9 protein-coding genes and 1 pseudogene are annotated in these 12,235 nt (G+C 28.4%); 9 read left to right on the plus strand and 1 reads right to left on the minus strand.

Annotated elements, in window-relative coordinates:
- Positions 1-11 precede the first annotated feature (11 nt).
- From L1S46_RS03990 to L1S46_RS04000, 3 genes are all read left to right on the plus strand, one after another.
- Complete coding sequence (locus L1S46_RS03990) at positions 12-1,193, plus strand: M20 family metallopeptidase (RefSeq protein ID WP_023974238.1); 1,182 nt, start codon at positions 12-14, stop codon at positions 1,191-1,193.
- A gap of 93 nt (positions 1,194-1,286) precedes the next feature.
- Positions 1,287-2,261 (plus strand): RluA family pseudouridine synthase, encoded by a 975-nt coding sequence (locus L1S46_RS03995; protein WP_011968720.1) that lies wholly within the window; start codon positions 1,287-1,289, stop codon positions 2,259-2,261.
- Positions 2,262-2,270: 9 nt separating this feature from the next.
- Entirely contained in the window at positions 2,271-3,887 is a 1,617-nt protein-coding gene (locus L1S46_RS04000; protein WP_238899266.1) for a polysaccharide biosynthesis protein, read from the plus strand.
- Positions 3,888-4,060: 173 nt separating this feature from the next.
- Here L1S46_RS04000 and spoVB read toward each other — a convergent pair whose 3' ends face one another.
- A complete protein-coding gene (gene spoVB, locus L1S46_RS04005; protein ID WP_238899267.1) occupies positions 4,061-5,560 on the minus strand; it encodes a stage V sporulation protein B in 1,500 nt (499 codons plus the stop codon).
- A 187-nt stretch (positions 5,561-5,747) separates the two neighbouring features.
- On the opposite strand from spoVB, the gene L1S46_RS04010 reads away from it, so the two are divergent.
- The 6 genes and pseudogenes from L1S46_RS04010 to L1S46_RS04035 form a co-directional block, all read left to right on the plus strand.
- Complete coding sequence (locus L1S46_RS04010) at positions 5,748-6,578, plus strand: methyl-accepting chemotaxis protein (RefSeq protein WP_238899268.1); 831 nt, start codon at positions 5,748-5,750, stop codon at positions 6,576-6,578.
- Between the two features lie 228 nt (positions 6,579-6,806).
- Positions 6,807-7,637, plus strand: a complete 831-nt coding sequence (locus L1S46_RS04015) for a methyl-accepting chemotaxis protein (RefSeq protein ID WP_238899269.1) — start codon at positions 6,807-6,809, stop codon at positions 7,635-7,637.
- A gap of 249 nt (positions 7,638-7,886) precedes the next feature.
- Positions 7,887-9,191 carry a hypothetical protein gene (locus tag L1S46_RS04020; protein WP_238899270.1) on the plus strand — a complete coding sequence of 435 codons (1,305 nt, stop codon included), beginning with the start codon at positions 7,887-7,889 and terminating at the stop codon, positions 9,189-9,191.
- A 155-nt stretch (positions 9,192-9,346) separates the two neighbouring features.
- A complete protein-coding gene (locus tag L1S46_RS04025; RefSeq protein ID WP_238858544.1) occupies positions 9,347-9,901 on the plus strand; it encodes a hypothetical protein in 555 nt (184 codons plus the stop codon).
- Positions 9,876-11,534: a B12-binding domain-containing radical SAM protein gene (locus L1S46_RS04030; protein WP_238858543.1), complete on the plus strand. Its 1,659-nt coding sequence runs from the start codon at positions 9,876-9,878 to the stop codon at positions 11,532-11,534. Before L1S46_RS04025 ends, L1S46_RS04030 begins: the two co-directional genes overlap by 26 nt.
- A 264-nt stretch (positions 11,535-11,798) precedes the next feature.
- Positions 11,799-12,041, plus strand: a pseudogene (locus L1S46_RS04035) (acyl-CoA thioester hydrolase/BAAT C-terminal domain-containing protein); the annotation flags it as partial.
- Between the last annotated feature and the right edge of the window lie 194 nt (positions 12,042-12,235).

Here is a 12,235-nt window from a genome sequence, read left to right on the forward strand (position 1 = left end):
GGATTAGAGAAATGATAGATTTTAAAAAAGAAGCTAATCTTATAAAAGATGAACTTATAAAAATAAGAAGGGATTTACATGAACATCCAGAACTTGGATTTGAAGAGGTTAGGACATCTAAAGTAATCAAGGATTTTTTAGAATCTAATAATATTCCTTATATTCAAGTAGCCAAAACAGGCGTATGTGGAATTATAAAAGGTACAAAAGAAGGAAATAATAAAACTATAGCCTTAAGAGGAGATATTGATGCGCTTCCTATTAAGGATATGAAAACTTGCGAATTTAAATCAAAAATTGATGGAAGAATGCACGCTTGCGGACATGATGCTCATACAACAATACTAATGGGAGCAGCAAAGTTATTAAATAATAATAAAGATAAGTTTTCCGGTACAGTAAAGTTATTATTTGAACCTGCTGAAGAAACTACTGGTGGAGCTACGCCTATGATAAACGAGGGGGTTTTAGATAATCCAAGAGTTGATTGTGTTATTGGACTTCATGTTGATGAGGAAACAAAATGTGGCACTATAAAAATAAAAAAAGGTGTAGTTAATGCAGCTTCAAATCCGTTTAGTATAAAGATAACAGGTCAAGGTGGTCATGGAGCATCACCTCATACTACTGTTGATCCTATTGTTATTGCCAGTCACATTGTAGTAGCACTTCAAACAATAGTAAGCAGAGAAATATCACCAGTTAATCCGATTGTTATAACTGTTGGTACATTACATGCAGGAACTGCTCAGAATATTATCCCAGGAGAAGCTACCCTAAGTGGAATGATTAGAACCATGACAAAAGAAGATAGGGCATTTGCAATAAAAAGATTAAATGAAATTGTAAATGGGATTGCAGTTATGTCAAGAGCTAAAGCAGAAGTAAAAATAGAAGAAAGTTATCCTTGCTTATATAATGATGATGAGTTTGTAGATTTAATAAGTGATAGCGCAAATGAAATTTTAGGAAAAGAAAATGTTTTAGAACAAAAAGCGCCTAAAATGGGAGTTGAAAGTTTTGCTTATTTTGCAAATGAAAGACCAAGTGCATTTTATTTTTTAGGTTCAGGAAATAAAGAAAAGAATACTACTGAGCCGGCACATAGTAATTTGTTTAATATAGATGAGGATTGTCTTCCAATTGGAGTTTCTATTCAAGCTTTGGCAGCATTTAATTATTTAACAAAGTAATAGTATTATTTTGCGATTTTATGTAAAATAAATTGACAATATGTTTAAAAAACTAGATAATGCTAAGGGTAATAAATTTAGGAGTGATTATATTTGAAAATAGAAATAGGTCCAAACGAGGCAGGTCAGAGATTAGATAAATTTTTAAGAAAATTATTAAAAGATGTGCCATTAAGCGCAATTTTTAAAGCTTTAAGAAAAAAAGATATAAGGGTTAATGGGACAAAACAAAATGAGAAATACTTCTTACAAGAAGGCGATGTAGTAGAAATAAAATACATACAAAGTAACAAAGAAGATAAAAAAGAAAAGTTTATTAAAGTTGATCCTAAAAGAATCAAGATTGCATATGAAGATGAAAATGTAGTAGTAATTGAAAAATGGCCAGATGTATTGGTTCATTCAGATAGCAATAATAGTGAAGAACCTACTCTTACAGATTATGTTCTTTCTTATTTAAATGATAAGGGTGATTATATTCCAGAAAACGAAATAACATTTACACCAGCAGCATGCAATAGATTAGATAGAAATACTTCAGGAATGGTCATGTTCGGAAAGACTTTCGAAGGTTTAAAAGCCATAAATGAAGCCATTAGAGAAGACGAAATAAGAAAATATTATTACGCTTTAGCAAAAGGAAAAATAAGAGCTGGACTTTATGAGGCGTACATATTAAAGAATCCTGAAACTAACACATCTAAGATATACGACACTGAGGTTAAGAACTCAAAAAAAATATCAATGGAAATAAGTATAGTGGAAAGCAATGGTGCATATTCACTTTTAGAAATACACTTAATTACAGGAAGAAGTCATCAAATTAGAGCACATTTAGCACATTTAGGAAACCCTATAATTGGAGATAATAAATATGGAGATAAGAAATTAAATTCATTTTTTGAAAGTAAATATGGTCTAAATTTTCAGTATTTATATGCTTATAAGTTGAATTTTAGAAAAATTAATGGAAAGTTAGAATATCTAAAAAACAAGACTATAGCATCGGCATTACCTCCAATATTTAAAAAAATAAAGCAAGATGTATTTAAGTTCTCACTTAGATAGGAGGTAATTATGGAAGATCAATCAGCCAATAGTAGCAGAGGCTTTTTAATTCTTTCAATAGCAGGGCTTTTAACCAAAGTTATATCAGTTTTTTATATACCACTGCTTCAAAGAATAATTGGGTTAGATGGATATGGAATATATCAGAATTGTTATGAAGTGTTTTTATTTGTATATGCAGTTACCAACTTAGGGACTCAACCAGCTATTGCTAAGGTAGTTGCAGAGCTTACAGCATTAGGAAAACCAAACGATGCTGTAAGAGCTCTTAAAATATCAAGAACTCTTTTATCTTTAGTTGGTGCGGTATTAACTATATTTTTAATGCTGTTTGCTTTTCCTATTGGAAATATGATTGGAAACCCAGCAGCTTCTTATGGAATTTTGATGCTTGCGCCAAGTATATTTGTTACATCGCTTTTATCATCGTATAGAGGATATTTTCAAGGAAGAAATAGTATGACTGCAATTGCGGTATCACAAGTATTAGAACAAGTAATAAATATCGCAATTAGTTTAGCTTGTGCATATTTCCTAGTACATATAAGTGTTGAATATGGTAGTGCAGGGGGAACTATAGGTACTTCCGTAGGTGCTTTCGTTGCATGTCTATATATGGTATATGTTTATGGAAAGAAGAATTTTGAAGAAGATTCTATGTATGCTCAACAAAATGTTAAAAGAGTAAGAACTAAGCATATCATAAGAAAGTTAATTAAATATGGTTTACCAATAACATTAAGTTCAGGGCTTCAGAATTTTGGTAGCTTAGTAGATATGGTGAACGTAAATAGTAGATTAGCATTTGCAGGATTTAATTTACAGCAATCCCACGTGCTTTATGGGGTTCTTGGGAGATATAAGACCTTATTATCTGTTCCATTGATAATAGTTACTGCCCTTGGGACAACCGTATTACCGGCTGTTTCGGCAGCTATGGCATTAAAAGATAAGAAGGAAATAAGAAGAAAAACTTCTTTTGCTTTTAGAATAACATTAATAATAACAATACCAGCAGCTGTAGGCCTTTCTTGCTTAGGGCAAGAGGTTTTTGAATTGCTTTATGGAACTGATCAAGGATTTGAATTAATGGTAATGGGATCAGTAGTTTTAGTTCTAATGGCCGTTGTGCAAATACAAACAATAATACTTCAAAGTATGAATAAGCTTTATTATGTGCTTGGAACATTTAGTATAGGGATAGTAGCTAAAATAATAGCAAATTACATATTAGTAGGGATACCAGAAATTAATATTTTAGGAGTAGTAGCAGGAAACTTTTTATGGTTTGCAATACCAATGATCTTAAATAAAAGAGCATTAAAAAAGGCACTTAGAGTTAAGATTCCTCTTTTTAGAAGTGCAGTTAAACCTCTTTTTGCTTCTGCAATAATGGCAGGTATAATATTTATTCTGAAGACACCAACATCAGTTATATTAACATTAACTAATGGAAATATGTTCTTAAAAGCAATCACAACGATTTTAATTATTTCTATAGCCGGTTTTGTTTATTTATATTCAATGATGCTAATAGGTGGAATAAAAAAGAATGATATTGACAGCATATCACCTAGAATATTTAACTATTTACCTAGATTTTTGAGAAAAAAACTTCAAAAGTAAAGAATGGGATTTAACTATAAACATTTAGTCAGTGTATTTATAATATCTAATATGGCCAGACGGCTTGATAGGATTATATAATGTACACTAGCAAAAATTATAGTTAAATCCCAATTTTCTTTAAGTAAGAACAAAATCTTATTAAGCTAAACTATATAAATAACTCAGATATATTAATATTCACTTTCTCCAAAGGTACCAAGGTACGTAAAAATTAAGAAAACAAGACCCATTATAATAAAGTTATTTATGATCATAGAATTAGTGAACATATGTTTTGAAAATATGTTTATAATTAAGAAAGTTAAAAATCCAAGTAATATATATATTACTATATTAAACTTGTTTAAATTAAGTTCAATATGTTTGTTAACCTCGTACATATTGAGAATAAAGCCAATCGTACACGCTACAAGCATAGTTAAACTATAACCAAATATATTAATTGAATGAATAGCAGTAAATATGTATAAACATATCAATTCAATTACAGCTTCTATTAATGAGTTTCTTAAAATTATCCCTTGTCTATTAAGTCCATTTAGTATTCCAAACATAGTTACTGCAGGAAAGAATATTGGTGCAGTAAGTGAAGCAAATCTAATATATAAACCTAAGTCATTTCGCCCATAAAACATCTCACCAAGGCTATGGGGAATAACATTACAAATTATTGTGGTCGCTATACCAAGCAAGAAAGCAACTTTAAGGACCTTTCTTATTCTAACAGAGGCTTCATATTGTTTTCCTAAAACTAGACTTTGAGAAAGATCTGGAATTAATAATGTATTAATTGTTGAGACTACAATTAACGGTATTGTTATTATGCTAAGAGCCATCCCAGTATACTTACCTATCATACTTAAAGCTTCAGTATAAGTAAAACCAGCTACTAGTAAACGCCGAGGAACAATTAGTGTTGCAAGAGTTCCTAGAATATTAGTTAAAAAACCATTTGCACAAAGTGGAATTGCTATAATTACCACATCAAAGAGAAGCTGAAATCTGCTTTCAGTCTTTTCGTGAGAAATGGGCATTTTTCTAATTGAGTATTTGTAGTAAATATAGAGGAAAAATAAGCTTTGAAATTCACCAATGCATAATGCAACTGTAGCTAAGGTTACCATACCTTCTAAAGTATTAGCTTTAGTAAAAAATATAAGCATGCTTACAGTTAGAATTCTCATGGCCTTTTCAAAAATATCAATTATAGCTGGCACTGTAATCTTAGAAGTTCCGTAAAAGTATCCTTTAAGTATATTTGAAATTGCTATACATACCATAGCTGGACAGATAACTTTTATTGCATTTATAGTACGAGCGTCATTTACACCGTATTTACCAATTAGTGGGGCGCATATAAATACTAGTATACCTACCAAGAGTGCCCAAGATATATTAAATAATGAAACAACTCTAATCGTTTTTTCTATATTTTTATGTTCCCCTTTTTGTGCATAGACAGCAGTTATTTTGGATATAGAAGCAACTATACCTGCAGTCATAAGACATATAAATAAATTGTAAATAGGCATAACCAAATTATAGAGCCCCATTCCTTCGGCTCCTAGGACTTTAGAAAGATAGATGGAAAATATAAAACCGAGTATACCCGTAGTCACGTTAGAGGACACTAATAAAAAAGAATTTTTTAAAAAATTATCTTTGCCCAAAGTTCATTCACTCCTTTAAATTACTTTAAATAATATTCAAAATGATAACTAAATATGAATTTGAAAATTTTAGGTATAAAGGTAATATGATATGAAATAAAACAAATATTTACAAAAAAGTACTAAAAAGATATAATTATCTGTGGCTAAGTTATAAAAAACAATTGTACTAAATGGGGGAAACATAATGAACAAAATTTCAGATAACGATATGATAAATTTTTTCTATAATGCATTACCATCTATAGAAGTCCTTTTTGATGAAGATGTATCTATGGCATTAACTGATACTAAACAATATTTATATACAAAGTACAGCCCTAAATTGGAATTAAACACAAACAAGGGAGATATAATTCCAGAAGGAGGAGCTATAATTGAAGTGTTGAGAACTGGGAATAATATGATAAAAGTTGTACCAGAGCATGTATATGGAACTGCTTTTAAATCATTTGCAATTCCAATTAAAGAAGAGGGTAAAGTTGTAGGTGTTTTTGTCATAGGAAAAAGTTTAGAAAGAAAAAATGCTGTGATGAGTATAACTAAAAATTTAACGGAAACTTTATCACAAATATCAATAACTATAAACGAAGTTGCAAAAGATGTACAAGAGTTAGCGACAATGAATGAAGAATTATTATTGGAAACTAAAGAAACTAATGAAAAGACAAAAGATACAGATAATATAGTAACATTTATTCAAGGAATTTCATCACAGACAAATTTATTAGGGTTAAATGCTGCAATTGAAGCGGCTAGAGCTGGTGATGCAGGAAGAGGATTTAATGTTGTTGCACAAGAAATTAGAAAACTATCTAATTCTTCAAATGAGTCAATAAAACAGATAGATTCAGTTATAAAACATATATCAACATCAATAAATAGCATAAATTATGGTTTAATTAAATCTAATGATGTCTCACAAAGTCAATCAGCTGCATTAGAAGAAATAGCAGCATCTATAGTAGAGTTAAACTCAACAGCTAAGAAATTAGGAGAATTAGCTGAAAATCTTTGATTTATGGAATATTTATTAATATATATAAATGTGTTTACATAGTTAAAAAGAATATAGAAATTAGTAGGAGTAATAATACATATATTTTATGTGAGTTATTACTCCTATTTTAATATGTAAAACAAAATAAAATAAAATGAGACAAATATTTACAAGGAAATGTTAAGAAGATATAATTATCTAGACCAAATCTATAAAAAAACAATTGTATTAAATGGGGGAAATATAATGAACAAAATTTCAGATAACGATATGATAAATTTTTTCTATAATGCAGTACCATCTATAGAAAGTCTTTTTGATGAAGATATAGCTATAGTATTAACTGACACTGAGAAATATTTATATACGAAATATGGCCAAGAATTAGTGTCTAATGTAAAAGCAGGAGATCTAATACTTGATGGTGGTGCTATAGTTGAGGTAATAAGGACAGGTAGAAATACAGTTAAATTTGTTCCAAAACATGTATATGGTGTTGAGGTAAAATCATTTGCAATTCCTATAAAAGAAGAAGGTAAGGTTGTTGGAGTTTTTGTAGTTGCCAAAAGTCTATCTAAGAAAAATGCTGTTACAGATATCACGAGGAATTTAACGGAAACTCTTTCACAAATATCGATAGGCATAAACGAAGTTGCAAAAGGTGTACAAGAGCTGGCTACAATGAATGAGGAACTATTATTAGAAACTAAAGAAACTAATGAAAGAACAAAAGATACAGATAATATAGTAACATTTATTCAAGGGGTTTCATCACAGACAAATTTATTAGGATTAAATGCTGCAATTGAGGCAGCTAGAGCTGGTGATGCAGGTAGGGGATTTAACGTTGTTGCCCAAGAAATTAGAAAACTATCAAATTCTTCAAATGAGTCAATAAAACAGATAGATTCAGTTATAAAACATATATCAACATCAATAAATAGCATAAATGATGGTTTAATTAAATCTAATGATGTCTCACAAGGCCAATCAGCTGCATTGGAAGAAATAGCAGCATCTATAGCAGAGTTAAACTCAACAGCTAAGAAATTAGGAGAATTAGCTGAAAATCTTTAATTTATGGAATATTGATTAACATATATAAACATCTTTACATAGTTAAAAAGAATATAAAAATTAGTAGGAGTAATAATCCATATATTTTATGTGAGTTATTGCTCTTATTTTAATATGTAAAACAAATAAGATTTTTAAAGAGAGGTCTTATTTTATTAAATTTACAATATAAATTTAATATGGATATTATGATTTGTACATAAGAAGTATTTTTAGAATTTAATTATAGAGGTAAAGGAGGGAAGTGTAGTGAAAAGATTTCTAAAGTTTTTGATTATATCAATTATAATAGTTGTACTAGCTTTTGCTGTATTTAAATTATCTAATGAATATAGTATGAATACATTAAAAAATAATGTTAGCTGGAGTGTTGTTTATAAAAATTGTAAAGATTCTGTAGCTTTTGAGAAAGATGAAAACCAAAATACCTATATAGCTTACAATAATTATATTAAAGTTATTAAAATAGATGGTAGGGAAGAAACTTTATTGGAGGATAAATCCTTAGAAATAGAAAACTTGCTTTATTATAATAACAAATTGTATTTTATTTCTAAAACAGATTTATATGAATATGATTTAGCATCAAAAAGTTTAAAAAGCATTTTAGGGAATATACCTAGTGAAGGGAAATATTTGGATAGGAATTTAATTATAAAGGATTCAAAATTACTTTTAGCGATAGGAAGTGCTACGAATTCAGGAATAGCATCTAATGATAGCGAGTATTCGCAGAACAAAATACCTTATGATAAAAGCTCTATAGATGTAACATTAAATGGATTCAATTATGGTGAAAAGAAAACAGGAGCTTTCATGCCATATGGAAATTCCAGTGAAGGAGGGCAAAAAATAAAAGCCCAGAGTATAGCAAACTCTTGTATAATTGAAGTGAATCTAGATAATGATAAGACATCATTATATGCTTCAGGAATAAGAAATGTAAAGGGATGGGATCTAGATAGTGAAGGAAATCTAATTGGAATTGTTGGTGGAATGGAGAATATAGGGGATAGGCCTATTAATAGAGATTTTGATTATTTGTATAAACTAGATAAAGGAAAATGGTATGGTTGGCCTGATTTTAGTGGTGGAGATCCTATAAGTTCACCAAGGTTTAAAGGGGAAAAATTAGTATCACCTCTTATTGCTAATCCTCCTAATAAAATAGTTCAAGCACCTATATATCAATATTCAGAAGTCAGTGCTATAAGATACTTAGCCATAGATAAAGATGGAAAAATATTAGAAAAGAATTCGAATGTATATTTTAATAGTAAAGAGAACCTTATAGCTGGAATAAATTCAGAAAGTGTTGTATATGACTTATTAAAGTTAAAAGATAAGAGTAAAATACAGGGAATTAAATATTCAGATGGAGATATTTATATATTAGATAGTGGAATGGGCTGTATATATAAATTGCAATCTAATAATTTTGGATTAAAATTTAATCTTCCAAAACCAATTTGGATATTCATATTTGTATTTCTGTTTATATTAACCTGCTTAATAATATTTAAATTTTATTCTAAGCATTCATATAAAAAATAATAAAAAAGAGTTTGAGCTGTCTTAAGTGATGTTTTATCAACTTAAGACAGTTTTATTATTTAAGTAATCTAATAAACAAAAATAATTTATATTCAAATTTATGGAATAAATGCTAAAATATAATAAAAGGTATTAGTGATAATGGAGGAGATGTTATGGGAAAAACATTAGTAATTAATTTAGAGGATGTTATATTTCAAGGAGACATATTGGATGTAGGAGAAAAAAATCTTGGTATAATATATAATATATCAAAAGAGGCAAAGGATGAGATATCATTAGATTATGTATCTAGCGACAGCAAAGTAGATCTAAAAGATAGAAAATACGATGCATGTACATTTTTCTTTGAGTTAAATAAAATATGGACTAGTTTGGAGAAGGAAAGATTAATAAGAGAAATAAGTTCATATATAAAAGAATCTGGTGAAATATTTATTTGGGATATTAACAAAGAAAGGGGGAAAATATTTAATAATAAGATAAAAGTAATATTACAAAATGAAAAGGTTAAGGAGTTTACGTTTAAGAATTTAAATGTACTTTTAAGTTCTAATATTGAAGAAATAAAAAAAATTCTTGAAAAATATTTTGAAATAGAAGAAACTAAAGCATGGGAAGATGTTTTCTTCATAAAAGGAAAGAAACTGAAGACTAAAGCTGAAGTAGAGGAGAAAATTAATTATGAAGGTATTAATCACAGCAGTTGACTCTAAATTCATTCATAGTAATTTAGCAGTTAGATACTTAAAAAGTTTTACAAGAGATATGGATTATGAAAGTAAAATAAAAGAATTCACTATAAACGATAGGGAAGGTAGAATACTTGAAGAAATAATTAAAGAAAAACCAGATATTGTAGCATTTTCAACATATATTTGGAATGTTGAACTTGTCTCAAGAGTGGCTAATTTGATAAAGAGAGTGGATTCTAATATAGAAATCTTATATGGTGGACCAGAAGTTTCATTTGACTCAAGAAGTTTCTTGAAAAATAATGTAGGAGAATATGTTATTGAAGGGGAAGGAGAAAAAACTTATAGAGATTTTATTCTATATAAATTAGGTAAAATTAAACTGGAAGATGTCAGAGGGCTTCATTATAAAGTTAATGATATAGTTTATTCCAATGAAAAGCGTCCACTTATGTCAATGGATGAAATAGTTTTTCCATATGAAGAAAATGAAGATTTGACTAATAAAATTGTATATTATGAGGCTTCACGAGGGTGTCCTTTTAACTGTAAATACTGTCTTTCATCTACAAGTCATGGAGTTAGATTTTTAGATATTGATAGAGTATTAAAGGATTTAATGTATTTTATAAATAAGGAAGTTAGATTAGTTAAATTTGTTGACCGTACATTTAACTGTAATTCTAAATTTGCTATGGCAATATGGGATTTCTTAATAAATCAAGATACGAATACTCAATTTCATTTTGAGATATCAGCAGACATATTAAAGCCACAGGAAATAGAACTTTTATCAAAAGCTCCAAAAGGAAGATTTAGATTTGAAGTTGGTGTTCAAACCACTAATGACGAAGTTTTAAGAAATATAAATAGATTTGTTAATTTCAGTGATATAAAAGAAAAAGTCTTAGAAATTGAAGCATTAAGAAATATAGATCAGCATTTAGATCTAATAGCAGGACTTCCAGGAGAAGATTATGAATCTTTCAAAAAGTCTTTTAATGATATGTATGAAATAAAACCAGAGGAAATACAACTTGGTTTTTTAAAGTTATTAAAGGGATCTTCTATGAGAGAAGATGCAGACAAATATGGAATGGAATACTCACCATATCCGCCATATGAGATATTAAAAACGGATAAGATCTCATACGAAGAGTTATTAAAACTAAAAAAGGTAGAAGAGATGGTAGATAAATATTATAATTCTCAGAAGTTTAATCATATAATTAGATATTTTGAGAGAAAATTTGAGTTACCATTTGATTTTTATTATAGTCTAGGAATGTTCTTTGAAGATAAAGGTTATTTTAGCAAAAACATAGGAAATGCTGAATACTATAAAGTATTTTTAGATTATAGTGAAAGTGTATTACAAGAAAGTAACAAATATTTAAAAGAGATTATTAGATTTAATTACTTAATATTTAATAAGAAACGTGGTCTTCCAGAATTTTTGAGAAGTGGCATGGAGAAAGAGGAAGAAAAGAGTATAAAAGAAAAACTTAAAGAACAATATTCATTTAAAGAATATCATTTAGAAAAGTTTAAAATTAACATAGAGAAATATATTGAAACTGGAGAGATGTTAGAAGAAGATACTTATTATTTATTTAATGATAAAGCTGATTGTATTAGGTGCATGTAGGTAATACAAAAAAATATTTAGATTTATTTATGTAAGTTAAAAAACAGAAGAATTATTTGAATATAAGAAAGAGTAACATACATAGGAATAATATGAATGTTACTCTTTTGTGTAATTATATAATAAACATATGGGGGAGAGCGTAGTGGAAAATAATTGTACAATAAGTATTTTGCCTGAAACATCAAAAGTTGATGAACCTGTAACAGTAAAAATAAGTGGACTTAAAAAATGAAAGAGTATTAATTCGAATCTTTAAAAGATAAAATTTGGCCTTCTAAAACTCACTGTGAAATAATCGTGGAATTGCTTAGAAAAGCTCATTTTAAACATGAATATAAACATATCACATACGAAAAATCTGGACATATGCTAACTGTACCGTATCAATCTATATATCCTTCAAATAAATATCCAGACGATATAGATGGTTTTGCAAAGGCAAATATAAATTGTTGGAATGAAACTATAAACTTTATAAACAAATGGTCAAGACAAGATATCTAATAAGGAGAATGATTTACCCTAGAAAATGTATCTAAATTATTGAAATGGCTCCAACCCCTGATGTTTCCTATAAATATTTAACTATATATGTTTGAAAATATATATCTTTTATAATATTTAATAGGTTGTTGAATAAACAGAATTTGTAAAAAATAAATAAGTCATCCCTTTGTGATATAATAATTTCGCGAAAA

The sequence above is a fragment of the Clostridium sp. YIM B02500 genome (assembly GCF_022324665.1).
GTDB lineage: Bacteria > Bacillota > Clostridia > Clostridiales > Clostridiaceae > Clostridium > Clostridium beijerinckii.